At 47.8% G+C, this 26583-nt stretch carries 22 protein-coding genes and 1 pseudogene; 10 read left to right on the forward strand and 13 right to left on the reverse strand.

Features of this window, described 5'->3' with window-relative positions:
- Positions 1-54: 54 nt before the first annotated feature.
- The 6 genes from phnE to K6Q96_RS21535 all read right to left on the reverse strand — a co-directional run bounded on the left by phnE (position 55) and on the right by K6Q96_RS21535 (position 6643).
- A complete protein-coding gene (gene phnE, locus K6Q96_RS21510) occupies positions 55-843 on the reverse strand; it encodes a phosphonate ABC transporter, permease protein PhnE (RefSeq protein WP_251879988.1) in 789 nt (262 codons plus the stop codon).
- 74 nt (positions 844-917) lie between these two features.
- A complete protein-coding gene (phnD, locus tag K6Q96_RS21515; RefSeq protein WP_251879990.1) occupies positions 918-1913 on the reverse strand; it encodes a phosphonate ABC transporter substrate-binding protein in 996 nt (331 codons plus the stop codon).
- Between the two features lie 27 nt (positions 1914-1940).
- Entirely contained in the window at positions 1941-2774 is an 834-nt protein-coding gene (phnC, locus tag K6Q96_RS21520; protein ID WP_251879992.1) for a phosphonate ABC transporter ATP-binding protein, read from the reverse strand.
- 230 nt (positions 2775-3004) lie between these two features.
- Entirely contained in the window at positions 3005-3316 is a 312-nt protein-coding gene (locus K6Q96_RS21525; protein ID WP_251879994.1) for a hypothetical protein, read from the reverse strand.
- Positions 3317-3408: 92 nt separating this feature from the next.
- Positions 3409-3978 (reverse strand): hypothetical protein, encoded by a 570-nt coding sequence (locus K6Q96_RS21530; RefSeq protein WP_251879996.1) that lies wholly within the window; start codon positions 3976-3978, stop codon positions 3409-3411.
- 121 nt (positions 3979-4099) lie between these two features.
- Positions 4100-6643 carry an Ig-like domain-containing protein gene (locus K6Q96_RS21535; RefSeq protein WP_251879998.1) on the reverse strand — a complete coding sequence of 848 codons (2544 nt, stop codon included), beginning with the start codon at positions 6641-6643 and terminating at the stop codon, positions 4100-4102.
- 343 nt (positions 6644-6986) lie between these two features.
- Here K6Q96_RS21535 and dctP point away from each other — a divergent pair, with 343 nt between their 5' ends.
- Positions 6987-8012 (forward strand): TRAP transporter substrate-binding protein DctP, encoded by a 1026-nt coding sequence (dctP, locus tag K6Q96_RS21540; protein ID WP_434802175.1) that lies wholly within the window; start codon positions 6987-6989, stop codon positions 8010-8012.
- Positions 8013-8056: 44 nt separating this feature from the next.
- Here dctP and K6Q96_RS21545 read toward each other — a convergent pair whose 3' ends face one another.
- Positions 8057-10036, reverse strand: a complete 1980-nt coding sequence (locus tag K6Q96_RS21545; RefSeq protein WP_251880002.1) for an EAL domain-containing protein — start codon at positions 10034-10036, stop codon at positions 8057-8059.
- A gap of 677 nt (positions 10037-10713) precedes the next feature.
- Here K6Q96_RS21545 and K6Q96_RS21550 point away from each other — a divergent pair.
- Complete coding sequence (locus K6Q96_RS21550) at positions 10714-11304, forward strand: hypothetical protein (RefSeq protein ID WP_251880004.1); 591 nt, start codon at positions 10714-10716, stop codon at positions 11302-11304.
- Positions 11305-11329: 25 nt separating this feature from the next.
- On the opposite strand, the gene K6Q96_RS21555 is transcribed toward K6Q96_RS21550, so the two are convergent.
- Together K6Q96_RS21555 and gloA2 are read right to left on the reverse strand one after the other, a co-directional pair.
- Complete coding sequence (locus K6Q96_RS21555) at positions 11330-11647, reverse strand: hypothetical protein (protein WP_251880006.1); 318 nt, start codon at positions 11645-11647, stop codon at positions 11330-11332.
- A gap of 112 nt (positions 11648-11759) precedes the next feature.
- On the reverse strand, positions 11760-12149 hold the full coding sequence (gene gloA2 / locus K6Q96_RS21560) for an SMU1112c/YaeR family gloxylase I-like metalloprotein (protein WP_251880008.1): 390 nt from the start codon (positions 12147-12149) through the stop codon (positions 11760-11762).
- Positions 12150-12570: 421 nt separating this feature from the next.
- Between gloA2 and dgt the strand changes: the two genes are divergently transcribed.
- Positions 12571-14031: a dGTPase gene (dgt, locus tag K6Q96_RS21565; protein ID WP_251880010.1), complete on the forward strand. Its 1461-nt coding sequence runs from the start codon at positions 12571-12573 to the stop codon at positions 14029-14031.
- Between the two features lie 35 nt (positions 14032-14066).
- On the opposite strand, the gene K6Q96_RS21570 is transcribed toward dgt, so the two are convergent.
- Positions 14067-14690 (reverse strand): TetR/AcrR family transcriptional regulator, encoded by a 624-nt coding sequence (locus K6Q96_RS21570; RefSeq protein WP_251880011.1) that lies wholly within the window; start codon positions 14688-14690, stop codon positions 14067-14069.
- Positions 14691-14832: 142 nt separating this feature from the next.
- Here K6Q96_RS21570 and K6Q96_RS21575 point away from each other — a divergent pair, with 142 nt between their 5' ends.
- Both K6Q96_RS21575 and K6Q96_RS21580 read left to right on the forward strand, forming a co-directional pair.
- Positions 14833-15924 (forward strand): efflux RND transporter periplasmic adaptor subunit, encoded by a 1092-nt coding sequence (locus tag K6Q96_RS21575; RefSeq protein WP_251880013.1) that lies wholly within the window; start codon positions 14833-14835, stop codon positions 15922-15924.
- A 6-nt stretch (positions 15925-15930) separates the two neighbouring features.
- Positions 15931-19023 (forward strand): efflux RND transporter permease subunit, encoded by a 3093-nt coding sequence (locus tag K6Q96_RS21580; RefSeq protein ID WP_251880016.1) that lies wholly within the window; start codon positions 15931-15933, stop codon positions 19021-19023.
- A gap of 429 nt (positions 19024-19452) precedes the next feature.
- Here the strand turns inward: K6Q96_RS21580 and K6Q96_RS21585 are convergent, their stop codons facing one another.
- The 3 genes from K6Q96_RS21585 to K6Q96_RS21595 all read right to left on the reverse strand — a co-directional run bounded on the left by K6Q96_RS21585 (position 19453) and on the right by K6Q96_RS21595 (position 21698).
- Entirely contained in the window at positions 19453-20628 is a 1176-nt protein-coding gene (locus K6Q96_RS21585; protein ID WP_251880018.1) for an AAA family ATPase, read from the reverse strand.
- A 63-nt stretch (positions 20629-20691) separates the two neighbouring features.
- Complete coding sequence (locus K6Q96_RS21590; protein WP_251880020.1) at positions 20692-21033, reverse strand: VOC family protein; 342 nt, start codon at positions 21031-21033, stop codon at positions 20692-20694.
- Between the two features lie 68 nt (positions 21034-21101).
- Positions 21102-21698 carry a glutathione S-transferase family protein gene (locus K6Q96_RS21595; RefSeq protein ID WP_251880022.1) on the reverse strand — a complete coding sequence of 199 codons (597 nt, stop codon included), beginning with the start codon at positions 21696-21698 and terminating at the stop codon, positions 21102-21104.
- An 81-nt stretch (positions 21699-21779) separates the two neighbouring features.
- Here K6Q96_RS21595 and K6Q96_RS21600 point away from each other — a divergent pair.
- From K6Q96_RS21600 to glcF, 5 genes and pseudogenes are all read left to right on the forward strand, one after another.
- Positions 21780-21929: pseudogene (locus K6Q96_RS21600) on the forward strand (helix-turn-helix domain-containing protein); the annotation flags it as partial.
- Positions 21930-22682: a LysR family transcriptional regulator gene (locus tag K6Q96_RS21605; protein WP_251882370.1), complete on the forward strand. Its 753-nt coding sequence runs from the start codon at positions 21930-21932 to the stop codon at positions 22680-22682.
- A gap of 124 nt (positions 22683-22806) precedes the next feature.
- Complete coding sequence (locus K6Q96_RS21610) at positions 22807-24261, forward strand: FAD-linked oxidase C-terminal domain-containing protein (RefSeq protein ID WP_251880024.1); 1455 nt, start codon at positions 22807-22809, stop codon at positions 24259-24261.
- On the forward strand, positions 24254-25363 hold the full coding sequence (gene glcE, locus K6Q96_RS21615) for a glycolate oxidase subunit GlcE (RefSeq protein WP_251880026.1): 1110 nt from the start codon (positions 24254-24256) through the stop codon (positions 25361-25363). Before K6Q96_RS21610 ends, glcE begins: the two co-directional genes overlap by 8 nt.
- Positions 25360-26583 carry a glycolate oxidase subunit GlcF gene (gene glcF / locus K6Q96_RS21620; protein ID WP_251880027.1) on the forward strand — a complete coding sequence of 408 codons (1224 nt, stop codon included), beginning with the start codon at positions 25360-25362 and terminating at the stop codon, positions 26581-26583. Before glcE ends, glcF begins: the two co-directional genes overlap by 4 nt.

A 26583-nucleotide genomic window follows, 5' to 3' on the forward strand; every position in this document is an offset into this window, starting at 1 on the left:
TCCACTGCATTTATGGGTTATCTAGACAAGTTGGGTGAAATAAAAATACGGCTTTTAAATAAACATCTTGCGGATGTGCTGGGATGCGAAGTCGATAAGACTGACAGTCACAATCACGATCAGCATGATGGCGGCGGTCTGTTGGAACTGGAATCCGCGAATCGCTTCCCATAGCAACACACCAATGCCACCCGCACCAACCATGCCGACCACGGTGGCTGAGCGGACATTTGATTCGAACCGGTACAAGGTGAACGAAATCCAAAGTGGCAATACTTGAGGTAACACCCCGTACATCACTTCCTCAATCTTGTTTGCTCCGGTCGCGCGAACGCCTTCGACAGGACCGATATCAATCGCTTCGACCGCTTCAGAAAACAGCTTGGCGAGCACGCCCGTGGTGTGAACAAACAAAGCCAATACACCAGCGAATGGCCCCAGACCGACAGCAACGACGAACAACATCGCGAAAACCATTTCGTTTATGGCTCGCGCTGCATCCATCAAACGGCGCATTGGCTGATAAACCCACCAAGGCACAATGTTTTCTGCGCAAAGTAGTCCGAAAGGAATCGAAAGAAGGACAGAAAGCACGGTGCCCCAGATAGCGATTTGAATGGTGATCAGGGTTTCATCGACATAAAGCTTCCAATGTGTGAAATCCGGCGGGAAGAAATCAGACCCCAGCTCTGCCATGTTTCCAGCATCTTTAATGAGTTGTGCTGGATTCATCTCAGAACCTTGCCATGACCAGGCAAGCACGATAGCCACAATCAACATGCCAACAAAGCGTTTCCAGTTAGAAGTTTGTGGCGCGGTTAAAACGGCGGTATTACTGCTCATTTTAGAATTCCATCAGGCTACAAATAACCGAGTTAATAAGAAGAGCCGGAGAGAACTCCGGCTCTGTTGAACCTTTATTCCATGGCTTCCAAAGCACTCATTTGGCGATTTAGTGCTGCCAGGGAACTCTTGATTTTAGTCAGCTCTGCGGCTTGCTTATCAGAGAGCTTGTCTTGGTTGCTCAGGCCATTCAGCTGCTTGTAAAGCGCCAGTTGACGAATAGGCAGCAGTTGTAGGTCGCTTGATGGCTTGAACGGCGCCCAGTCGAGACCTTTCAGAATCGCAACTTCCTGTGCGTCGCCCGTTGTGCCGTAGTTCATGAAGAAGCTGTAGATGTCTTGTTTCACGTTATCTGGCAGGTTCTTACGCCACACGATTGGGTCAGAAGGGATGAGTGGCGATTGCCAAATCACTTTAATGTTTTTGAATTTTTCAGGATTGGTGCGCTCGAAGCGACGCATATTTTCAGTGTTGTTGGTCGCCACATCCACTTGCTTGTTAGCAACCGCGAACAGGTTTACTTCGTGGCTTGAGTTGAGCGTACGTTTGAAGTCACTTGGCTGGATGTTGTTCTTCGCGAACACATAGTAAGAAGGCACCAAGAAGCCAGAAGTAGAGTTAGGATCACCGTTACCAAAAGCCAACTTATTGCGGCTTGCAATCATGTCTTCAACGCTATTGATTGGGCTATCTTTGTGGACCACCAAAAGGCTCCAGTAGCCCGGATTACCTTCTGAATCGACAGTTTGCGCGAAGATTTCACCGCCAGAACGGTCGACCGCTTCCATCGCGGATTTGTTGCCAAACCATGCAACGTCAACTTTGTCAAAACGCATGCCCTGAATGATTCCCGCGTAGTCAGGCGCAAAGTAGGCTTTCACTTCCATACCCAGTTTTTTGCTCATGTCGTCCAGGAACGGGTCCCAAACGGATTTGAGGTTTTGCTGAGATTCCGTAGAAATAATACCGAAGTTCAGGGTGTCCATTTTTTCATCTGCAGAAACTGGCGCAGCAACTGCCGCAGCCAGCATGCTAAGTCCACAGGTGATTGTGCGTAGTACTCGTAACATCTTCGTCTTCCTTTGTGTGTTAACGGTTTAACTGATTAGAGAAAGTGGCGCTCTTCCCAAAGAAATCGGTTGCTCTTCCACACCGACTTCCAAATTCATTTCTGATTTACTGCCATAGAGTTCGGCGAGGGCCAGCTTATCGATCGCCGCACTTTCGCCTTGATAGAAGATTTTTCCGTCACGTAATGCCACAACGTGCTGACAGTATTTGAGGGCGTGATCAACCTGGTGAAGCGTAACGATCACAGGGATACCCTCACGCTGGTTGATGTCGCTGAGTAGCTCCATCACGATGCGTGAAGACTCTGGATCCAGAGAAGCAATAGGCTCGTCGGCAAAAATGATGCGGGCTTTTTGCATGAGTGCACGGGCAATGGCGACACGCTGTTGCTGTCCGCCCGACAGAGTAGAAACGCGCTGATGAGCGAAGTCTTGCATGCCAACACGCTCTAGTGCGGCCATTGCTTCTGCTTTCTGTTGCTTGGTGAAGTTACCAGTGATCGTGCGCCAGAATGGCGTATAGTTGAGCGCCCCAATCAACACGTTGGTCATCACTGACAGGCGGTTCACTAAATTGAACTGCTGGAAGATATAACCAGCTTGGGCACGACAGTTTCGAACCTGACCTGAAGCTCGGCCTTGGCTCTGTACGGTTTTGCCAAGTACCTGAATCTTTCCGTCTTGCGTTTTGTCAGAAAAGACCAAACCGCTGAGATGCCGAAGCAGCGTAGATTTTCCTGAGCCCGAGGGCCCAAGAAGTGCGGTCATTTCTTTGTGTTGGATCTTGAGGTTGATCTGGTCAAGCGCTTTGTTTTTTCCAAACGTCTTCGTCAGACCATTCACTTCGATGATGCTATCCATTTTTCAGGGAACCTCGTTATGTGGTGTCCCTATCGTGTGGTCTGTTTGTGTCGTTTTTATAACGAAATGGTGTCAGGGAAGTTGACGTATAATTTGGTGAGATAGAGGTCTAATTAGCTTGGAAGCGCCTATTTACGGGGGCTAGAGAGGTTATCTAGATAAGTTAATCGACTTGTCTAGATAACGCCGTCATTAAAGATTAATACTCAGCCAGTGATGTAGCCAGTGGGTTAGTGGGTCACTTTAATCTGGACTTTGTAGGGTGTTTCTAACTGCATGGTGTCACCAAATTTCACTATGGTTTCCAATGCCAGGACTTCACCGTCAAATTTGGTTTTCTTGTTCTCAATGAGGTCGCGCCAAATGTCGTCTAACGACAAAATACGGGAATTATTAAACCCTTCAAATGACAGTCTCATACACTGCTGCCAATCTTTACCGCTGCCTGTTCTTTCATACTCAGCGCCGACTTCACCGACCGTTCTCTTGGACGACACTTCAACATAAAATTCGGCAACTTCTTGTTCTCTCCATGTGTTCATCTTGGATGCCTCTTAGTCTTAGCTTTTTGAAATTATAGATAGAGGCAAAACCATTTGTTTCTTTTGTGAGACAAATGTGACCTGCGGCGCTTTTAGCGACGCCACCAGATAATCAAATGAAGTAGAGCAAAAATACCATGCCCCAAAACATACGCTTCGACCGCGGTAACCGCTGTTTTATGGATGGTCAGAAAATCGGAGCTATTCGGGTTTTCATTAAGCATAGCGATCGCCCACAAAGCACCAGTGACTGTCGCTAGTATCAATGCTAACAACCCCAGTCCTTCAATCGTTGCTACTAGACCAGCCGGTTTTGGTGATGGTAATCGACCGGTTTTGAAAATGCGTAGGTCAGCTTTTATCACTTTGAAGTTACCAGATAGCCATGGGTACATGTCGGTCAAAGGACGACGGTTAATCACAGTGACAAAAAACACCATTGAGAAAAGTAGTAGCGCCACTCCGCTGTACATATGGATATGGTCAATCAATGTGAGGTGATAAACCGTTGCATCATTACTCACATGCATCCCTGCGGCAGATACCAACTGAAAGAGCACCCAACTTAACGTGATAAAGTGGAGCCATTTTTCCGCTGAGGGTAACCGTGCAAATAGGAAGGAAAGACCGCGGAGCGTTTTGTTAGGAATTTGAGCGTGCATAACACCATGACTGCTAATGAAATTTAAGCAAGTCTATGAAGGGATGTCACACCAAGTTGTTTCAAAAGTGAAGAATTTATAAAAAAAGCGGGAAACTATGTTCCCGCTTATCAATTTTGCGCTACTGCCCCGCATTCATGGCACTTAACTTATCACCGACAGGGCCAGAGAAATTGAAGCCGTCATGTTTGTCCCAGTTGATTGACCAGGTCATCACGCCACCAAAATTCGGGTAGTTGAAAGCGGGTTTCACTGTTCCACATGCCGTGCCTTTGGTCACACAGTCCAGAGCATCCAGAATGTTCTGAGTCGGCGCCTGGCCAGAGTTCGCAGAACTCGGGCCGGATGGCAGACCGATAGCGACCTGATCATCGCGAAGTGGCGCGAACGTAGTGCCGTTTGCCAAATCAAAACCTTCAATCAGCATTTTGGATTGCGCTACCATCATGTCCACTGAACCTTCAGGTGCTGCACCTGAAAGGTACGGGTTAGGCAGGCCCCCATTGTTGTAAAGCTGCACATGGAGAAGATCCAGCGTATCGCGTAGCTCATCAATCAGTGGTATGTAAGCTCCCCAAATACCGCTGTATGCCACCATACCACCATGCACATATGGGTGCTCAGGCGCCATGGTCAGGTACATATCACCCCCCATGTTCGCTTCAATTTGCTTCAAAGCACGAGGTAAACGAGCCTGAATTTGCGAACCGTGAACAAGGTTAGAGCCGCTTTCCAGATCGATATCCAAACCATCAAAGCCCCACTCTTTCACAATCGCTGTCAGGCTCGAAACGAAATTAGCTTCATCTGCATCGGTGTTCAGTGTGATTGTCCCTTCCGCACCACCGAGTGACAGGACGAAAATTTTACCTTTCGCCTGCAACGCAGCCATGTCTTGCTTGAACTTCATCGGATCAAGCGGGGGACAAGTGCTACGAATGTCACCGTTATATAGGTTGAAGTGAACCGTGCCGTCACTGTTACGATCATTCTCTGCGAAGGCGATATCAATAATATCCCACGCATCTGACATTTCACTGAGGTTGAGCGGACAGCCAGCACCGTTCACGAAGTTGTGCCAGTAACCAATCAGCTGATGTTTTTTCGCTGATTGCTCGAACACTTTCAACGTAACGGCTACGGTTGATGCATTCAGGCCATTGCTGTCAGTCGCTAGAGCAGAAACGGCGTAACTGCCTACTGCCCCTGGCGTCCAGCTTGCGCTGTATGGCGCAGTTGAATCAGTGGCTACAATCGCCCCATCCACAACGAAATCAACCCTAGTTATGGTGCCATTAAGCGCGCTTGCCTCTGCTTCCAAGAAGACAGCCTTACCCAGACCGATAGAGCTGCCAGCGGCTGGGGAAGTCAAACTTGCCACCAACGGCTGGTCACTGACGTTCACAAGAATGCCAGCATTACCTGTGTTACCTTCGTTGTCAGTAGCGACAGCGCTGATGCTCACTTCGCCTACGCCTGTTACAGCCCAATCAACGGCATAAGGCGCGGTGTTATCAACGGCAATACTTTGACCTGCCGAGAAAAACTCGACGCCAGTTACGCTGCCATCGGAATCAACGGCATCAACAGCAAGGGAAACCATCTCACCTGCAAGCAAAGTTGCATTATCCGACGGAGATGTGAAAGTCACGGTTGGAACAATGGCGCAGATACCCAGTTCAGTCCAAGCGTCTTGCCAATGAGCGCCGGTATTTGGCTCATATGCCCAAGCCGCATCTGATGAACACCATCCCGCGACGTCACATTGGTATTTGTAATTGCTGTTTTGAACAATATCGCCAACTGCATAGCTGGTGCCAGCGCTGTAAGTTGGCACGCCAGCGCAACCACCACCAACGGTATTACCGGCAACTTTGACGGAGACTTCACCTGCCCAAGCCTGCAAGCCATCGTTATCGGTCACTTTAGCATTGAAACTGTGGTTGCCTTCCGTAGCAAGCCAAGGGGTTTCAAATGGTGCTACGTCATCTGAACCGACAAGTTTGTTGTCGACATAGAATTCTACGAGCGTCACTGCGCCATCGGAATCTTCTGCAGTTACTGTCAGAGCAACAGTTTCATCAGCTTTCAGTTGCGAACTCGCAGTCGGGTTAGTCAGCTGCGCGGTAGGTGGAATACCAAAGACAGGATCCTCAACCGTAATACTCGCGCTTTGCTCAGAGTTCGCGCCCTCATTGTCTGTGACAACAGCACGAACTGTTGTCTGTCCCTGTTCTGCAACCCACTCTAAAGAGAAAGGAGGCGCGGTGACAACACCAACACTGTTCGCACCAATGAAGAATTCAACATCCGACACCGAGCCATCACTGTCAGAGGCAGTCGCTGAAAGAGTAATCACATCGCCAGTAACAAAATTGGAGTTATTCAAAGGAGAAGTTAGGTCGATGACAGGTGGCTCATTACTGCCGATAGAACATTGACCAAGTGCTTCCCACTCTTGCCATGGGCCTGAGTTTTCAGCAGGGTTCTTGCCTGTAGTCCACCATTTGGCTTTGTAAGCTTCGCCGGTATGTGCCACCTGATCACCGCCGTTATATACACCAGTATTTTCCCAGGTTGGCAAGGAGGTACAGTCAACTGCCCAAGCTGGCAGTGCTGTTGCTACGCTCAGCGCAATGGCCGAGAGCATCATTGGTTTGTGCATGATGAATTTCCTTATTCGATAATAAGTCACCACCATTTTCTGTCCCGTTCAGGGGACTACCGCAAAAAGACTTCGTGGCGTGGTTTGGGATCTGTCGACTTTATTCATATCGAGAATTATCCCATTTCCATCATGGGAGAATTAGCTAGCTAACTCCATGACAATACGGCTTTTTACCCTCACATTGGTGCCCATTGCACAAACACAGTCCGCAACTTTTTTATTTCATAAAGGAAGTTCCCAAGACATCACTTTTTGTCCCTGAATCTCAAGGACTAAACTGATGAAACATATCTATTTGCATTAACAATTAACTAAATCCATATACCCAAGCGAGGTGAGAATGCGCTATCTGCTGAGACTGTTTACGGTGACACTCACCTTTTTACTGGCATTACCCGTTCTGGCAACAAGTGAAGAAGAACGGTTGGTGTGGCGCTTTGGCCTAGAAGAAATTGATGGTTCAGTGCAGGACATCTATGCGAAAGAGTTCAAACGGCGCATAGAAGAAAAATCAGCGGGACAAGTGACCGTAGACATTTATTCCTATGGCACATTGGGGGAGTCTGAAGATCTCACCACGCTGACTTCTCTGGGGACATTGCAAATGACCCATGCTTCAGTCGGTATCATCGGCAGCCTGGTGCCGGAAATGCAGGTTTTCAACATCCCTTATATATTCTCCCAAGACGACAAACTCAACCAATCGGTTCTGACCAATAACACCACACTGTATGAAGTTGTCGGCAACGCCCTCATTGATCAGGATTTACGCCTGATGACTTTCTATCTTGAAGGTGACATGGTGTGGTCAACCAATACAGAAATCGTCAAACCTGACGATTTTAAAGGTTTCCGAATGCGTGTGATGAACTCACCTCTGGTGATTGAGTCGTTTAGTGTCTATGGCGCAGATACCATCCCTCTGCCCTACTCCCAGGTTTACGGTGCACTGCAAGCCAATATTATTGATGGACAGAGTAATCCGGTTTTCTCCATCGAAGAGATGAAGTTTTACGAAGTGACTGAATACATGATTTGGCCCGGGAAACAGAAATTCACCACATCAGTGATCGCCAATCAGGCTTGGTATTTGTCTCTCTCTGCAGAACACAAAGTGCTGCTTCGAGATACCTTTGAAGAAATGAGCGACTTCATCTTTGAAAAGCAGCAAGCGTTGAATAAAGCCCAACTCACCAAGATCAAGGAGTTTAAGCCCAATATGACGTTCATCACCCTGACCCGCGCGCAACAAAATGCGTTCAGAAAATTTTCAGTACCGATCAGGGAGAGATATGTCGAGTTAGCAGGTCAACCAGGAGAAAGGCTATTAAAAGCGCTGGATGAAGCGTTTGGAAATAAAAAATAAGAGAGCGAATCGTACTCTCTTATTTTATGCCCGGCAATCAAACATCAGGTTAAGCAACTTTCCCGATTCGTTCTCGCTTGAGGAACCTTGCTGATTGCCTGTCTTTGCTGAGCGTAATTTCGTACTTCAGATGCCGAAATCGCCTTGCTGTAATACCAGCCCTGAATCACAACGTCTGATTCCCGGGAAACGATATCAAGCTGCTCTTTGGTCTCGACACCTTCCACAATGATGTTCATACCCAGTTGCTTTGCGATACCAGTCAGACTATGAAAAACCTGCTTGCCACGCTCGCTGTTAAGCGCAAGAACAAAGCTGCGGTCGATTTTCATCGCATCGATATCGAATCGGTTGAGGTAACTCAAGGAGCTATACCCTGTACCAAAATCATCAATATGAACCGTTGAACCCTCAATGTGTAGCTGAGATATGGCGTCTTCCACCATCGCTGGATTATCAATCAGTGATTCTTCGGTGATCTCAAAGTGAATCAAGCCTGGCACCTGGGCAATCAAAGAAAGGATTTCCTCCATCGCCCCTTTGTTGGTCAAGGTATGACTGGTGATATTCACACTGATTGGCATGTAGAACTTCTGTTCCATCCATATCTTGCTCTGAGCCACAGATTGTCGAATCACCCACAAATCGATATCTGTCATCAGATTTGCTTTCTCAAACACAGACAGAAACTTACCCGGAGCTTCAACATTCCCCATGCTGTCGCGAAGGCGAATGAGGGCTTCAACTGCAGTTACCTGCCCGGTATGGCTCGAAATTTGTGGTTGATATTCCAAATAGAACTCGCGCGTTGCGAAGGCTTCCAACTGTAACTGTACACCTTGAATCTCGCGTACTTTGTGCAGCGATTCAGTCACAGGGTCAACAGCTAGCACATAGGCTTCTTCTTCACGTCGGGTGAAAGTAGTGTCCAGTGAAGGAATATACAAATCACGGGTCTTTGCATGTGCATCCAACAGGCGAACAAACGGGACGTAAATCAGCGTGCTGACTATCACCAACGCCACTTGTAAGATCACTGCGTTGTAGTCTCCACCAGTCGAAATAAAGGCATTGAGAATCAATGGACTGGTGATAGGTGCCATCACCACTGGAATGGCAACAAGCCCTGCAGAAAGCACTGTAAGGGCAATCCCCATGTTCACCAAGGGTGCAATCACGAAAGGAATGAAGAGGCGTAAATTGAAAATAATTGGCAGGCCGAACATCAATATTTCGTTGATGTTGAAAAAGCCAAGTGGGATGCTCGAAAGCGCAATCACCCGCATTACTTTATCTTTGGAGAATGCCAGAATAGCCAATGCCAGACCGAGTGTTGCGCCAGAGCCACCTATAAAAACAAACGACGATAGCGTAGAAATGTTCATGGCATTTGAAGGCACAGCACCCGCGCTGTAGAGCACGCGGTTGATATCAAGGACATCGATCAACGGCTGAACCAAAGGTGTCAATGCGTAATAGCCATGAATACCGAGGAACCAGAGTAAAGAGTTCAGAGTAGAGAGCAACGCGCCAACGATATAAGGTTCATTGACCGGATCGAACGCTTTCAAGAAAGCAGCAGAATCAAAGTAAAGACTGGTCAGGGTGAGCAATTTAGTCATCACGACCACCACCCCTGTCGTTATCACGCCAGGAATAATGAGATTCATTGAGTCTTTAACAAGCTTACCTGCGACTTCATTCTCGACAATACGTGCCCATCTTTGTCTTTTCAGCTTGGATAACAAAGGCACAGCGTAGATCGGGAGCGTTAGACCTACAAAGGTCAGCAGGATTGAGCTTGATTGATATTCATACCCCAACACCTTATCGGCAACAGCCACATAAGAGATACAAAGCACGGCTATTGGAGGACGGGGCAATCGCCACTGAATCGCCAGCATCATACTGATGGATGCGGCAAAAAGGTAAGGATAAAGAGAGGTCAGTGACAATCTCAACAGATTGAGTTCATGTATAAAAATGGGTGCATCCACATTGAGGAACTCAAGCATGCTCGCCATGAACCCTAGGATGCTTGACACTATTAGACATGGGACTAACCACAACATCCCATCGCGCATCGCGCGGAGCGATCGCGTCACCGCCTCAAACCGATACGGATTGAGCCAATGTAAGAAAAACTTGTTGTTTGGTGATTGCTTCATTTAATTCACTGAATGAGGATCAATAAAATGCCATTGACCTTTGTCGCAACAAAAAAAAGGGGTCGCGATGAAAAATACTGAGCGAGTAAATATGCTATTTCCGCGATAATTTGCGGGTATTGTAGTGTCTAGAAAACCTAAATCAACATCTCCCATAAATAAAATCGACTTTTACGAGCCATTAACATTCACAAAGTGAATGCAATACCAAATTTCATCCATCTAACCTCTCATTGCCAATCGATCATGTTGAAAATCTATTCATATTTTTTGCAACAAACCAATGATGTATAAGGATTAAAATCAGAAGACGAGATCTTAAGTCCAGAATTAAAAAATCAAATAACAACACTACCAATAGTGTTATTTGACTCGATGATCTTTAAGTCGTTAAATTTGCAACCTTCAGTAAACGTAAATTATCCGGTACAAGCTTGTTATATCATATTGAAAGAAATCTCTAATTTTTTCAAAAGGCAATCAAACTTTCGTATATAGTTAGTACGTTATTTTCCATTTTTCAGCGAGCAGATATGCCCGATAAATCAAAACTCAACTCCTGCTTGGTTATTCAAACGTTACTGCTTACCATAACGCTCGCTTTTTCGTTTCAAACCGTTCACGCAATGGGTAAGAAAAAGCCCCATTTCGTCGATACTCTGAAACTTCATGGGTACATTGATAACTATGGCAACGTCAGATTAAACAATTCGCCCCTGACAGAGCTGCCTGAACCCTTTGAAGTGAAAGGTTTTCTAGACATAGAAGGGAGTCAAATAAAACGACTGCCCGATGGACTCACGGTGAAAGGTTATGTAAATGCTGCCAACACCTTGTTAACGAGGTTTCCTAAGGTAGAAGTAGGCGGTTATATCAATCTGACCGGGTCGAAAGTGACGGTGTTGCCCACAGGGTTTAAGGTGAACGGAGACTTGAGTTTGGTCGATACCCCAATCGCTGCGCTTCCGAGGAGATTAAACGTGAAAGGAAACCTTTATCTTGGGAACACCAAGGTAAAAACACTGCCACCCGATTTGCGGGTTGGTGGCAACTTGTATATCAGGGGAACAAAGCTAGAAACAGTACCGGAGACAGTTCGTGTAGGAGGAAGAATATACCGCTGAGCCAGAATTCTATTGAACTTTACGCTCAAGCGGCACGTTTGATTTGTGACATTTGAACAGAGTGCAGTTTACGGCGCAGCGCCAAACCGTATCGATAGCGAACACGGCCACCAATTTTGACTTCGCCTTTATGACGAATTTCCACCCGAAGCTTTGGCATGGAGTTTACTTTCAACTCTCCAATGCCCTCTTCCAGCTTCCATTCTGAAATGAAACCCATCCCCCGCTCAGAAATATCCGTAATTTGGATACTCACCTTAGGGAAAATTTTGTGCGCCCAGTAAAGGGTTCCTCTCACCCTAGACTGACACTTATATCTTTGCCAACGGCGTACTTCACTCATCGCCCTACTACTCCAAACTGGTCTAACCTGACTTCGGATATAGTACGGAACAGGGCGAAAAAAATTCGTCTTATTTTGGAAACAAATTAAATTTAGCTCACGAATCGTCTCATCATTGAGTCACCTCATAGAGTTCCAGTGGCAGCCCATCTGGATCCTGAAAGAAAGTGAAACGCGATTGAGTGTAAGGATCTGTGCGCACCGCTTCACAGTCGACACCATGCTTTTGTAGATGAGCGATGACGTAATCAATATCCTGGGTTTGAAAAGCAAGATGACGAAGCCCTTGTGCTTCGGGAAATGAGGGACGCACTGGACTTCGAGGGAATGAGAACATTTCAAGCTGTCGGCCGTCAGGTAGCAGCACGTCGACTTTCCATGAATCCCGCTCTTTACGATAGTGCTCTGCAATGATCTTGAACCCCAGAATATCGCGATAAAACCGCTTGGAAATCTCAATGTCATTAGCAATCAATGCGACGTGATGAATTCCTTGAATCACTATTTTCCACTCCAACTTATTTGCCAACTATTGGTAAAGATTACCAATCCATGCACTGCACTCTAAATAAAATGGACCTAACTCATTGAAATTAAATGTTCATGAGTTGGCATCTAATTTGCTGTGTATTCACTACAAGTAGCAATATGGATGTGATTATGACGCTATCTACAAAACGTAGGAATCAGTATAAAGCAGGTTTTTCAGTATTTATGTTTGGCTTTTCAGTCGGCATTGCCCTTCTCGTCTCAGCTTTTTGAGCATTGTGATAACCATACTCCTTTCATCTCAATAAATTCCATGAATGCTGGCGTATCATGCGTCAGCCTTTCGCTTTTCTCTCTCTAACAAGTCTGTCGACAAGATAACCAGACGGCGCTAAGGTTATGAAAACATGTCGCTTAGACGTTAGGAACGTTCAATGCCGAACATCGATTTTAGGAAGAAAATCAGTCTCGCACGCCCAAGACCTTATGGCAGCAATCTTCAACGGGCACTTGAAAGTGACCGTGGGAGGATCATCAACTCTGCCCCAATTCGTCGACTTCAACAAAAGACACAGGTTTTCCCGCTGGAGCGAAATTCCGCAGTACGAAGCCGGCTGACCCATTCTATGGAAGTTCAGCAAGTCGGACGTTTCATTGTTCATTCAATTTATGACCGCCTCTCCGACAGTGAAAAAGATGCTTACGGGCTTTCATCTCTTGAACGTGCGGTGGAATCATTGGTGGAAATCGCCTGCCTCATGCACGATATGGGTAACCCCCCATTCGGGCATTGTGGTGAAGATGCGATTAACCGATGGTTCACAAAACACTTGAAAGAACTCGCTCCCATGCAGCAATTGCTGACGGGACTGTCTTCAGAGACAACAGACCCAATCATCCATGAGCTTTGTCATTTTGATGGCAACGCGCAAGCAATACGCCTGGTGCAATCACTTCACCGCTTTAATCTCACATACAGCCAGGCCGCTTCGGTATTGAAATATACCCGCCCAGCAACCGAGCGTACTGACCAAGTTCCCGCTGATAAGAATTATCTCACCAAAAAAGTCGGCTACTACATTACAGAGAATAGCTACGTCAACTCGTTGATGGATGAGCTTGAGATGGCTAAATACTGTCGTCATCCACTCAGCTATATCATGGAAGCGGCAGATGATATTTCTTATTGTTTGGCAGACTTAGAAGATGCTGTAGAGAAACGTATTCTTTCCCTGGAAACCCTGACTGAGCACCTAAAACGCACCTTTGCTGAATTGGAGCCCGATAACCGTCCAATCAAAGGCAGACATTGCTTTGATCGTTTGCTCGATAACGTTTATCAAGATGCGCAAAACGATGAAATCAGCCCAAACCATAAGTTCTTCATCAAACTTCGCGTTGAAATGGTGCATCCCCTGGTTAATCATGCTTCTGAGCAATTCACCAATAACCTTGAAGCGGTTTTCAATGGCGAATTAAACCGCGCCTTGATAGAAGACAACAGCCAATTCCACGCCTTGGCAAAAACCTTCAAACAAGTGGCGATCAATCATGTTTTTAACGATCCGGAAGTCGAGAATCTGGAACTTCAAGGCTACAAAATCATTGGTGGGTTGTTGGAAGAATACCGACCACTCCTCGACCTAGACACAGACACATTCCAGAAAATCGTTCGCGGAGAGGGCCGAAAATTACCAGTGGAAAGAAGGCTGTTTAACAAACTTTCAAGAAAACATGTTGCTGCATATGAAATTGCTTTGAAGGAAGAGGCGCCCGTTACCAACCCAACGCTGTGGGAGTTTTATTTGAGGTGTCGCTTACTACAGGATTACATCAGCGGTATGACAGATCAGTTCGCGTTCGACGAATACAAAACGCTCCTGGTCAGCGACTAATATTAGTACACCCAAACTACCTGAAGAAACCTGCTTCAGTGAGCTTGGATATAACCGTAGCCACGTAAAAACAGATCCACGCATGAATTCACGTAATCACGACGTGTCGTTTCATCCTCGCCAGAATCAAAACCTAAAAGCGCCCAGTACACCGCTCGCCCATGCAGCATAAGTAAAAGCTGCATGGCCGCAGAGTCAGTATTATCGCAAAGCGGCAAGTCACCCCGTTCAACCAAAAGACTCAAATAGTTACTAATACGGTTAATGTTTCGGATAGGTCCCTGTTCCAAGAAGATGCGGGCAATCTCTGGATGCGTGCCAGACTGGCGAATCGTGTTCTGAAATGTATTGCGTGCTTCTTCACCGAGCAGCATGGTTTGAAACAACCAACCAAATTCTCGAAGAACAATATGTGCAGCACGTGATTCGTGTTCCAGATCGAGATCCAAACCCGCAGAGATACATTTCTCAATGATGCAGGTTTCAAACAACTGATCTTTACTACTGAAGTGTGCGTAAACCGTTTGTTTACTGACATTTGCGCGCACTGCGATCGCATCCATAGAGATGCCATAGCCTTGCTTAGAAAACAGCTCAACAGCCGCCGAAAGGATTTGCTGGCGTTTTTGCTCTTTTCTCTGCGAAATGTGCGTAGTCATCAGTGTTCCTTAACTGAAAATATGTACAAAAAGCGTCTAATCAAACTGGACAGTCTAGTTTGGTTGCTTTATTTTTAATCTAATTGGACTGGACAGTCTAGTCCAGTAAAAACTAATCGTAACGGAAGACGAGAAATTTGCCATGCAAAAGTGCATCCCTTCAATCGCTATCACGGCGACTATCACTTTACTCACGGCCTGCAACTCGCAGACAGAAGAAGTGGCTGCACAGCCAGAGCTTAGCCTGCCCACGGTTAACGCCCTTACTGTCGAGCTCGCGCCAGGTTATTCCGTGGAGCGCGAGTATGTCGGCACCGTGCAAGCTGGTCAAAGCGCCAACCTCGGCTTTGAGTTAGGGGGCAAAGTAAACAACCTTATGGTTGATGAAGGTGATACCGTCGCTAAAGGTCAGCCACTGATTAAACTCGATACGCAATTGCTAGATACAGAAGCGCAGCAACTGAAAGCACAGCTTGAACAGCTTGATGCCCAGTTAGATTTAACTCGAACCAACCTGCAGCGCCAACGTCAGTTAAAGAAAAAGGGCTTCAGTGCAGATGCAGAAATCGACTCTTTGATCAGTCAACGTGACGCATTGCTGGCCAATGTTCGCCAGCTACAAGCCTCACTTTCTTCGAACCAACTTCGTCAGGAAAAATCTACCATCTACGCGCCTTACAACGGCAAGATCAGTCAGCGCTTTGTTTCCCAGGGTGATGTCGTCAATGTCGGTGCTCCTACCCTGACGCTACTCGCTGATGATCTGAAAGAAGCGCGTATCGGTGTGCCTATAAAATACCTCGAAGCACTCTCATCCAATCCGTCGGCCAACGTCCGGGTTGGTGAGAACAGCTACAAAGCCGCCTTGCTCAACCCAGGAGCAGCACTTGACATGCGTTCCCGCACCGTCACTCTGCGTTACTTGCTTCCTGAAAATGCCAATGCGCTTGATGGACAGCTCGCCTATTTGGAATTCGCTTTTGACACGCCCACAGAAGGGTTCTGGATGCCACTATCAGGACTGACCGATGGACTGCGCGGCACATGGAATGTTTACGCTGTGGTGGCTGGTGAATCCGGAAATCAGCTGATCTCACGTCGTTCGGTGCAAGTGCTCCATGCCGACGAACAACAAGCTTTTGTATCCGGTGCCGTTCAAGACGGAGACAAAGTACTGGTTGATGGCGTTCACCGAGTGGTATCCGGTCAGTCTGTGAATCTGGCTGCGGAGTAACTTAGGATGAGAAAGTTACTGAAAAACACACGCTTGTTGGTGCTGTTTACCGTTTTGCTTTTGGTATCTGGGCTCTCGGCGCTTTCTACGCTGCCCCGAGCTGAAGATCCGGCACTGACCAACCGTTGGGCCACCATCACCACGCCTTACCCGGGAGCCAGTGCAGAACGTGTTGAGGCCTTGGTAACAGAAGAGCTGGAAAACGAGCTGCGATCGTTGGATGAAATCAAACTGATTGAATCTCAATCCCGTCCGGGAATTTCCGTCGTTACCATTGAGCTTCATGACGAGCTGACTGAGACCGAGCCAGTTTGGTCAAAAGTTCGTGACAAGCTTGGGGATGCTTCCCCTAACCTTCCTTCCGGCGCACTTGAGCCAGCATTCGACAACGATCATTCCAACGCTTTCACCTATATAACCGCCCTGCAATGGAATGACGGAAGTCAGGTCGACCCGCTGATACTTGGCCGATATGCCAAGGAGCTAGCAAAACGTTGGCGGAACTTGGGTGGCACGGAGTTCGTTGAGACTCATGGTGCACCAGACGAAGAAATACTGGTTACACTGGATGTAGCGACTGCCAGTGTATTGGGCCAATCCGCCCTTTCTATCTCTGACTCAATTTCTGCTGCAGACGCTAAAAACGCAGCGGGTGAGCTTCACAACGATCTCAACCGCTTCCAGCTTGAAGTGGCCGGAGAGTTGGATTCCGTTGACCGGGTAAAACGCGTGCCAGTAGCCATTGACGAAAATGGCTTCCTCGTACGATTAGAAGATGTGGCGTCTGTTGAGCGGGCCCAAGCTATGCCGCAAAGCCAAATCGCTTTGATTGACGGCAAACCAGCAGTACTAGTATCTGCCCGTATGCAAGACACCATCCGAGTGGATAACTGGACGACATCTGCCGATGCACTGATTGAAGCATTTCGTGCTGACCTACCATCAAATATCAGTATTGAGCCCATTTTCAAACAGGCAAGATATACGGAAACCCGCCTTTCAGAATTGGTAGACAGCCTGCTACTAGGCTTCGGATTAGTACTGATCGTTCTGTTCGTCACACTTGGCTTCCGCTCTGCCATTTTGGTTGCCCTGTCTCTTCCTATTGCTTCAACATTTACCCTGGCTTTGATGAGTTTTACCGGTTTACCAATCAACCAAATGTCAGTCACTGGTCTTATCGTGTCGCTCGGTATCATGGTAGATAATGCCATTGTAATGGTGGATACCATCCAGCATTATCGCCACCAAGGTGTTAAACGCTTGGAGGCGGCGGTCAATGCCATCAAGCACTTGTGGCTTCCGCTACTGGGGTCAACACTAACGACAATCCTTGCCTTTGCCCCAATATTCCTTATGCCGGGACCTGCGGGCGAGTTCGTTGGAGCCATTGCAATCACAGTAAGCTTCTCGCTGATTGGCTCTTATATTGTCTCTCATTTTCTGGTTTCGGGTTTTGCTGCTCGCTGGTTGCCATCTGGAGAAAGTCACCAAAGATGGTATCAGTCTGGATTGACTATCCCTTGGCTAACTGGCGCTTTCCGCGCATCTATCCGTGCCGCAATCCGCTTCCCTTGGCTCGCCATTCCTATCGTAGTTATGGTGCCCTTCTCTGGGTTCTGGGCTGCCGGTCAATTGACCGAACAGTTCTTCCCACCATCAGATCGAGACATGTTTGAGGTGCAGGTGTTCCTGTCCCCACAGGCGAGTATTCACGCTACGTTGGAGACGACCCGTCAAATTGAAGCGGCACTGGAGGAAAAAGAGGGCGTTGAGCAAGTCGGCTGGGTGATAGGCGAGAACTTCCCTTCCTTCTATTACAACATGATGGGACGCCAACGTGGCGCGTCTAACTTTGCACAGGCAATGGTCAAAGCCAAAGACTTCCGTGCGGCCAATGAAATGATTCCACTGCTGCAACGACAGCTTTCCGAGCGATTTCCTCATGCACAAATCTTGGTGAGAAAACTGGAGCAAGGCCCTCCATTTAATGCGCCGCTGGAAGTGCGCGTTTATGGTCCTAATCTCGACCGCTTGCGAGATATCAGCGAAGGCATTCGCCTGTTGATGGCGTCAACGCCAGACGTGATCAATACCCGCGAAACGCTGCAGCCAGGCACACCGAAAATAGCCGTAAAGGTTAACGAAGAAGCCAGTCAGCTTACAGGCATGTCACTCAGTGATATCGCCATGCTGCTCAATGCTTCTATGTCCGGCATTGTTCAGGGAAGCGTGGTGGAAGAAACAGAATCGGTTCCAGTTAGAGTGCGTGTGTCTGATGATTCGCGAACCAGTATCAATGAGCTGAACAAGCTGAGGCTGCCACTGGCTGGAAGTGAAGGTCAGGCTGATCTTCCTATCTCAGCCATTGCGGATCTACAAATCGAGCCTAGCCGAGGAGCCATTCCGCATCGCGATGGTGAGCGCGTCAATGTGATTGAAGGCTACATCACAGCTGGGGTGCTCCCTCAAACCGTATTGAATGCATTTAATGCGAAACTGGCACAAGCTGACTTGAGTTTGCCACCGGGTTATCGCATCGAGTTTGGTGGCGAATCTGCTGAGCGTAATGATTCGGTGAACCAGCTTCTTGCTAACTTGACCATCGTTATCACCCTACTGATCGCGGTCGTAGTAGTCTCATTCAACTCATTCCGTTTAAGCGCCATCATTTTCCTTGTCGGCATGCAAGCTGCAGGTTTAGGTCTGCTGTCTGTTTGGGTGTTTGGCTATCCATTCGGCTTTACCGTGATCATCGGTCTTTTGGGTTTGATTGGTCTTGCTATCAACGCCTCAATTGTCATTCTGGCGGAGCTTAAATCTAGTCCTGAAGCTAAAGCGGGAGATAGAGAAGCCATCGTTGAAGCGGTTAGCAGCTGTGGCCGACATATTACGTCCACGACCATCACGACTATTGGTGGCTTCCTTCCATTGATTCTGGCAGGTGGTGGGTTCTGGCCTCCGTTTGCGATAGCCATTGCTGGCGGTACCCTACTAACCACACTATTGTCTTTCTACTTCGTGCCTGCAGCATTCAGGGTTGCTGTTGCGTGTAGTCCTTTGGATAAGCCAAATTCTTTGGAAGCGGCAGAAGCATAAGTCCAATAACAGGCATAAAAAAACAGCCACTTTTCAGTGGCTGTTTTCTTTAATGGTTAAATAGTATCCGCAAAAGCTAAAACGCAGAAAGAACAGGGCTAGCCATTAAGCCCATCAGCAGCAAAATTGGAAACATGATCTTAATGATGAACGGAATCCGCATTATCACATTCCTTTTTCTAATAGTACGGCTTCAACAGAAGGCGACTCTCCAACGCTTTCTGCACTCCGCCAAGCCAACAGCAGCAAAGCCAGTTAATTATAGACACAAAGTTTTAACAAGACATACAGCACTGCATACCTTTTTGGACAAAAACTTAGACATCGGGCTGTTCCATATGAAATATAAGGAATATTTTCTTAAATTATTTTTGCGACTCATCACGTTTTTATAGCAGACAACATACTCAAACAGACTCTCAATGACGATTAGTCAGGCCAGTACCAGTTCGGTGTATCCAACATACCTTGGCCTTGTACTTCTGTTTGACCGAGAACTTTCTCCAGTTCAATAGCATGGCAATCAGAATGCTGATTCAATGCGTTAATCAATCGGTTGGCATGGGAAATCACCCAGACCTGCGAATGCTGTGAGGCGTGGGTGATCAGTCTTGCAAGCGCAGGCAAAAGATCAGGATGCAGACTGGTTTCCGGTTCGTTGAGAACCATCAGCGCTGGTGGCCTTGGCGTCAGCAATGCTGCAATCCAAAGCAGAAACCGCAACGTTCCGTCAGAAAGCTCTGCACTGCTCAATGGACGAAGTAAGCCTTTCTGGTAGAACTCCATCGCGAAGCGGCCATCACGCCCAGCAACTATCTTGAGACTGCAACCCGGAAAGGCATCTTCAATGGCTTTGTCTAATGCTTCTTTGTCTCCGATTTCCATGATGGTCCGCAAGGCAGCCGCCACATCTCTACCATCGTGATGAAGCACTGGCGTTCGGGTGCCTAACTGAGGTTTTCTTGCAGGTGCATCGGCGTCAGTGCGGAAATGATCATAAAAGCGCCAGCTCCGAATCATTTCGCGGGTATGAAAAACTTCGGCAGCAGAGCTTGGATCAGCATGAGCATCAAACATGCTGTCATAAGCCTGAATGTGCTGTGATGCCACTTCCCAGCTTCGCCCTTCCCGGATTCTGACCATGCTCCCTTTGCGCTCAACCAAACAGCTGGCTGGTCGATAGTAAGGCCCACTGAAAATGCATTCGTGTTTGATTTCAGGATCGAAGTAAAAGAGAGAAGGCGGTGGTCCTTTAGGCGGCGGAGACGGTAGTCCCAGTGAAACCGTATACCCAAAGGTCTCGCTGGAGAAGCCAAGTTTTAGCCTTATCACATCTTTGCGTACCACTGGTTCCACATCCACATCGCCGCGGCGCATCGCCTCAGAGATTTCTTCCGGACCCGCCCAGAAGGTCGATTGCAATCCTCCTTCTTCCGCAAGCGAGTTGACCACGCCTCCGGATGCAGTTTTCGCCAGTAACCGAAGTGCCTTGTACAAGTTCGATTTGCCACTGCCGTTCGGCCCGGTGATCAGATTTAACGGCCCGAGGGGGATAGTGAGAGACTGTATGGATCGGTAGTTGGCAATGGAAAGCGTGGTAAGCATGATGGGTCCTGAAAAGTGTCCAGACGATGTAACATATCAATGTTATCAATCGCCTGTCACCCTTCATTTTTCCAATTCATTAAACTCCAGCACAGTGCCATCAGGGTCGCGGATAAAACAAACCACACGTCTTTCCCCGATGCGTATCGGCCCTTCCGTCACCTTGATATCCCTTAGCTTACAAAAAGAGAGAAACGCAGACATTGAGTCGATCACGTAAGCAATATGGGTAATGCCTGGAAACTTCGTGTCAGCATCCTGAAGAACATTGTGCCCGTGCAGCAAAGGTTCATCGCCACTGAATATCAGATTAATACGCTGACCTTCGCTGTTTTCCATCTCACAGGCGTTGTGCTCAGGCAACATCTGCACATGTGTAAACCCAAGCGTTTTGTAAAAAGACATCGCTCTTTGAGCATCACAGACCCGAATACCAACATGTTCGAAAGCCCTGATTTTTAGCTCAGCAGTCATCATCCAATACCCGGCATGGTGATAAACCGATCGAGCCCCTTGATAGCATTCATCCAACGGTTTACGTGCTCAAATTGCTCTCCACTCACACCGCCTTGATGCATTAATGCCACATACGGAAAACATGCAATGTCTGCAATGGTCGGAGAATCACCCACCAGCCAATCGTTATCTGATAGGTGATTATCCAATATCTCAGCACACTGAAGCGCCTTAGTTCTCGCGCTGTCCACATCCAACTCAACGCCAAAAAGGTCGTGCAGCCTAGCATCGTTTGGGCCTCTTGCGATTTCATTGGCAGCATAAGACAGCCACTGCATTACCTCTCCCTGACTTTTGGCATTCTGAGGCCACCAGGATAAAAGCTGATATTTTTGCGCGAGATAAATAAGAATTGCCTGAGAATCACGGACGATAAAACCATCGTCGTTCAGCACAGGAATTTGCCCTAGAGGGTTTATCTTCAAAAATGCATCCGTTTTGTGCTCACCTGCCATGTAATCAACGGCATAGATAGACAATGGAATATCGTTTAAAGCGCAAAACAAACGTACTTTGTAGCAGTTGCCGGAAAGCTCAAGGTCATAGAGTTTCATATCCAAAGCTCCTTCCAATGGATGATTGAGGTTTCATTACTGTAAGTCGAAAATATGCCTTCGAACATGGAGGTTAGTGCAATGCAGGATTGCAAGAATGCAGACCCATTATGGAATGACCTAAAGATTTATAACGCCGTCGTATGCGAAGGATCGTTATCGGGCGCATCCCGACGGCTGAGTATCAGTCACTCAACTGTGTGTAGGAGAATTTCACGTCTCGAAGATATTGTGGGCGTCCCATTAATCCGCCGACGCTCAAATGGTATTGCATTCACCAAAGATGGTGAGCAACTTGGTGGTTTTGTCAGGGAAATGGACGATCGCGCCAACGACATCATGTTTTGGATTAAGCAAAAGAAAGACGACCTGGCTGGCGTATTATCACTCAGTTGCTGCGATATCGCGTTAAAGAGCTTGTCACGAATTGTAGGTGACCTTTCCGTCTCCAACCCCGGCATTCAGTTCGATATTAAAGTCAGTGCCATGAATGCAGATTTACGACTTGCCAGCACAGATCTTGCTATTCGAGCGACGACTTCCCCCGATGAGTCTCTTGTTGGCGTCAAACTCAGCCACTTTCAGTTTCAGTTGGCAAAATGTGCAGGAGCTGGCTCTCATCCTCATGCGAACTGGATTTGCCTTAATGATGCTTTTTCCCACCTTCCTGCTGAACGCTGGCTGGGCGATCAAAAATCAGAGAGCCAAAGCCAAATCAAAGTCGATAGCTATATGAGCGCCGCAGAGTTGATTCGCACAGGGACAGGTATTGGTTTGTTGCCGGATTTTGTGGTGGAAAACGATCCCTACCTTGAACCCATTGAAGTAGAACAAACACTACCCAACTGGGACTTGTGGTTGGTTTATCACCGCTCTCAAATCAACAATGGTCTGGTAAAAGCATTTACTAATCACCTGAAAAGTCATTGGTCCGACAATCACGCTTTGCCTTTACCTCCCACCGATATGTCCTGGCAAAAGTGAATTGCCCTCTCATTCTTTGTTTAAACTGGACGGCGGCCCTCACACTAGGCTCAATGGATAGGAGGTTAAAACAAGTCCTCACCTATTGTTAAAAAGACATGGATTGTTTTCAGGGATGGAAAACATGAAAAGGGAAATACTCAAAGCACTCGAAGATATTGTCGGCAACGAACATGTGATTGCTGATGAAGAATCGATGCGTCCCTATGAGTGTGATGGCCTATCGGTCTATACCGAAATGCCAGCATGTGTCGTGCTTCCTGCATCGACAGAAGAAGTTATGGCAGTCATGTCACTCTGCAATGAGCACAAAATTAACATCGTTGCCCGTGGCGCAGGAACAGGCCTTTCTGCCGGGGCTTTGCCGATAAATGATGGCTTACTCCTTTCCCTTGCCAGACTCAACCTTATATTGGATATCGACAAAGAGACCGCGCTAGCTGTGGTTCAACCCGGGGTCCGGAATCTCGCGATCACAGAACAAGCGAGTCGTGAAGGCTTGTATTACGCGCCCGATCCTTCTTCCCAGATTGCTTGCTCAATTGGCGGTAACGTCGCCGAAAACGCAGGCGGTGTACATTGCCTGAAATATGGTCTCACTGTCCACAATGTCTTGTCAGCCGTGGTCGTCACCGCCGAAGGGGAGAAATTGATCTTAGGCGGAGCAGCTTATGATTTGCCGGGGTTTGACCTTCTGGCATTGATGACTGGCTCAGAAGGCATGCTGGGCATCGTCACTGAAATCGCTGTTCGCTTGCTTCCCATTCCAGAAGTGGCGCGAGTGATTCTTGCCGGATTTGATTCCGTAGAGAACGCAGCAAATGCAGTGAACGATATCATCGCCAACGGCATCATTCCCGCTGGCCTCGAAATGATGGATGCCTATGCCATTTCTGCCGCGGAGGACTTTGCCAAAGCGGGTTATCCGAAAGAAGCTGATGCCCTGCTGCTTTGTGAGCTTGATGGCAGTGAACAAGATGTGAATCATCAGCTTTTACAAACTCAGCAAATATTGCAGCAGGCAGGTGCGACCACGCTGAAAATCTCGGAGACCGAAGACGAGCGGGCGAGAATGTGGAAAGGGCGCAAATCTGCTTTTCCCGCTGTCGGGCGAATATCACCAGATTATTACTGTATGGATGGCACCATTCCGCGCAGTGAACTTGCCAGTGTGCTCAATCAAATCCACCAGCTTTCAAGATTCTACGGCCTGCGTGTTGCTAACGTTTTTCATGCTGGAGACGGTAATCTTCACCCTCTTATTTTGTTTGATGCAAACGTACAAGGTGAGCTGGAAAAGACCGAAGAGTTCGGTGCGGAAATTCTCAAAATCTGCGTCGAGGCAGGAGGCTGCATTACTGGTGAGCACGGCGTAGGCGTCGAAAAGATCAACCAGATGCACCATCAATTCAATGATGCTGAACTGGCGCAGTTCCATCGCGTGAAGGCAGCTTGGGACTCCGAAGGATTGCTCAATCCCGGAAAAGGCATTCCCGAGCCGAAGCATTGTCAGGAACACAAAACACTCATCCATTCTCGAGGAGCGAAATCAAAAAGCGTGGAGGGTTCGAATGGCTGACATCACCTCCAACTTAATCGAACAAGTCCACGATGCCATTGCAGATAAAGCTACCCTGAATTTGATTGGCGGCAATACCAAACATTTCATCGGCCGCCAACCTGTCGGTCAGGCGGTTTCGCTGAAAGGGCATGCAGGAATTATTTCTTATCGCCCGACTGAGCTGGTAATCACTGCCCGTGCAGGTACGACCATCGCTGAAATTCAAGCACTACTGGCGAATAACAACCAGACTCTGGTCGGCGAACCACCTGCCTTCAACGGGAAAGCCACGCTGGGAGGCTCTGTTGCTGCGGGCATCAGCGGCGCATCACGCCCATTTTGGGGTTCGCTGCGCGATGCAATATTGGGGGTAAAGCTCATCAATGGATATTGCGATCATCTTCAATTCGGTGGCCAAGTAATGAAGAACGTCGCAGGTTACGATGTTTCCAGACTTCAGTCCGGCGCCTTTGGGGCTTTTGGCATCATCACAGAAGTCAGTCTTCGTGTTCGTCCAAAGTCAGAAAGCACGGCTACGTTAGTGTTTGAGTTAGATGCGTCTGATGCCATAAAGGAAATGCGTCATCTCTCTGTTTCCGCCCACCCTATCTCAGCATGCGCATGGTGTTCAGGCCAATTGTTTGTCCGGCTATCTGGTAGTCAGTCTGCAGTCAAAAACAGTGAAGATACATTGGGTGGAGAACGTTTGGAGAGTCAGGATTTATTCTGGCGATCAATAAGGAACTTCCGCCATCCGTTTTTTGCTAACACCGCGCAACCCCTCTATCGCCTCTCTGTATCTCCAGCAGCTCCACATTTTGAAAGCTTGGGTGAAGACACCTTGATCGACTGGGCTGGCGGCATCAGATGGATTTATTCGGACCAATCGCTTACCACCCTCGCAAATATTGCAGCCTTGCAAGGAGGACACGCGACTTGCTATCGACCCATTGACCGCATCGAAGAGTGTTTTCATCCACAGCCAGCAGCGGCCAAGCGCATTCATCAGAATCTAAAAGTGGCTTTTGACCCACACAATCTATTTAATCCCGGACGCATGTATTGCTGGCTCGGGAATAGCGATAAAGCCAATGGCTCTCTGGGAGGAAATATTCAATGAAGACCTCACTGAAAGATGAGTTCCTTGGTACGCTCGATGGAAAGAAAGCGGAAGAAATCCTGCGCAGATGTGTTCACTGTGGGTTCTGTAACGCTACCTGTCCAACCTACCAAGAGCTGAGTGACGAACGGGATGGGCCACGTGGTCGGATTTATCTCATCAAACAAATGCTGGAAAACGGTGAAGCGACCGAGAAAACCCGTAAACATCTAGATAGATGTCTGACATGTCGAAGCTGCGAAACCACCTGCCCTTCTGGTGTTGAATACAGCCAACTGCTAGACATCGGCAGGCAGCAAATTGAAAAGCATGTTCCCCGTTCATTTGGTGACAGAATACTACGTTACGGCGTCACAAGAATCCTGCCCAATGCTTCATGGAACAGGGTGATGTTCAGGCTCGCACGCCAGTTTACGTTTCTGATGCCAGATACCTTCCGTGAGCAGATTCCGTCAGAACAAAGATCAACATCCTACCCACAGAAAAACCAAACTGTGCGCACCATGATTGCCTTCAGAGGCTGCGTGCAGCAAACCGCTACACCAAATACTCTGGCTGCGGCTAAAGCGGTACTAAGCCACTTAGGTATTGAGCTTGTTGAGGTGAATCAAGAAGGCTGCTGTGGCGCAATCAACCTTCACCTTTCTGAGCATGAACGCGCTGTTCAACAAGCCAAGCGAAACATCGATGCGTGGTGGCGTTATATCGAACATGGCGCGGAAGCCATCGTGATGTCTGCGTCAGGCTGCGGTGTCACAATCAAAGAATATCCAAAGCTATTAGTCGAGTCCCCCTACTATCGCGAACGGGCTTTAGTCATCGCAGAAAAAGCCAAAGATATTAGTGAAATTTTGCTTGTGGAAGATCTCAGTCAGCTGCCTCTCAAATCCAGCAATGAGCAAATTGCCGTTCACTGCCCCTGCACCCTCCAGCACGGCATGAAAAACAAAGAGGTGTATTACGAGGTGTTGAAGCGCCTGAGTATCGTCCAAACCCGCACGTCAGAAGACCACCTTTGCTGTGGCTCGGCGGGCACGTACTCCTTGTTCCAACCAGAGCTCAGTCAGCAATTATTAAAACGCAAAGTCGAAGTGCTCAGTGAAGGGAATCCTGAAGGGATTGTCACAGCAAACATTGGCTGCCAATTGCACTTAGGCTCAAAAGCCCAAGTGCCGGTGAAACATTGGATTGAGTTGATTGCGGAACGATTGGAAAAATGA

Source organism: Grimontia kaedaensis (assembly GCF_023746615.1).
Classification (GTDB): Bacteria; Pseudomonadota; Gammaproteobacteria; order Enterobacterales; family Vibrionaceae; genus Enterovibrio; species Enterovibrio kaedaensis.

Bases quoted from the DNA above. Each gene is read 5' to 3' on its own strand.
- phnE (WP_251879988.1), bottom strand. From the start codon at position 843: ATGAGCAGTAATACCGCCGTTTTAACCGCGCCACAAACTTCTAACTGG.
- phnD (WP_251879990.1), bottom strand. From the start codon at position 1,913: ATGTTACGAGTACTACGCACAATCACCTGTGGACTTAGCATGCTGGCT.
- phnC (WP_251879992.1), bottom strand. From the start codon at position 2,774: ATGGATAGCATCATCGAAGTGAATGGTCTGACGAAGACGTTTGGAAAA.
- K6Q96_RS21525 (WP_251879994.1), bottom strand. From the start codon at position 3,316: ATGAACACATGGAGAGAACAAGAAGTTGCCGAATTTTATGTTGAAGTG.
- K6Q96_RS21530 (WP_251879996.1), bottom strand. From the start codon at position 3,978: ATGCACGCTCAAATTCCTAACAAAACGCTCCGCGGTCTTTCCTTCCTA.
- K6Q96_RS21535 (WP_251879998.1), bottom strand. From the start codon at position 6,643: ATGCACAAACCAATGATGCTCTCGGCCATTGCGCTGAGCGTAGCAACA.
- dctP (WP_434802175.1), top strand. From the start codon at position 6,987: ATGCGCTATCTGCTGAGACTGTTTACGGTGACACTCACCTTTTTACTG.
- K6Q96_RS21545 (WP_251880002.1), bottom strand. From the start codon at position 10,036: ATGGCGAGCATGCTTGAGTTCCTCAATGTGGATGCACCCATTTTTATA.
- K6Q96_RS21550 (WP_251880004.1), top strand. From the start codon at position 10,714: ATGCCCGATAAATCAAAACTCAACTCCTGCTTGGTTATTCAAACGTTA.
- K6Q96_RS21555 (WP_251880006.1), bottom strand. From the start codon at position 11,647: ATGAGTGAAGTACGCCGTTGGCAAAGATATAAGTGTCAGTCTAGGGTG.
- dgt (WP_251880010.1), top strand. From the start codon at position 12,571: ATGCCGAACATCGATTTTAGGAAGAAAATCAGTCTCGCACGCCCAAGA.
- K6Q96_RS21570 (WP_251880011.1), bottom strand. From the start codon at position 14,690: ATGACTACGCACATTTCGCAGAGAAAAGAGCAAAAACGCCAGCAAATC.
- K6Q96_RS21575 (WP_251880013.1), top strand. From the start codon at position 14,833: ATGCAAAAGTGCATCCCTTCAATCGCTATCACGGCGACTATCACTTTA.
- K6Q96_RS21580 (WP_251880016.1), top strand. From the start codon at position 15,931: ATGAGAAAGTTACTGAAAAACACACGCTTGTTGGTGCTGTTTACCGTT.
- K6Q96_RS21585 (WP_251880018.1), bottom strand. From the start codon at position 20,628: ATGCTTACCACGCTTTCCATTGCCAACTACCGATCCATACAGTCTCTC.
- K6Q96_RS21590 (WP_251880020.1), bottom strand. From the start codon at position 21,033: ATGTCTTTTTACAAAACGCTTGGGTTTACACATGTGCAGATGTTGCCT.
- K6Q96_RS21595 (WP_251880022.1), bottom strand. From the start codon at position 21,698: ATGAAACTCTATGACCTTGAGCTTTCCGGCAACTGCTACAAAGTACGT.
- K6Q96_RS21610 (WP_251880024.1), top strand. From the start codon at position 22,807: ATGAAAAGGGAAATACTCAAAGCACTCGAAGATATTGTCGGCAACGAA.
- glcE (WP_251880026.1), top strand. From the start codon at position 24,254: ATGGCTGACATCACCTCCAACTTAATCGAACAAGTCCACGATGCCATT.
- glcF (WP_251880027.1), top strand. From the start codon at position 25,360: ATGAAGACCTCACTGAAAGATGAGTTCCTTGGTACGCTCGATGGAAAG.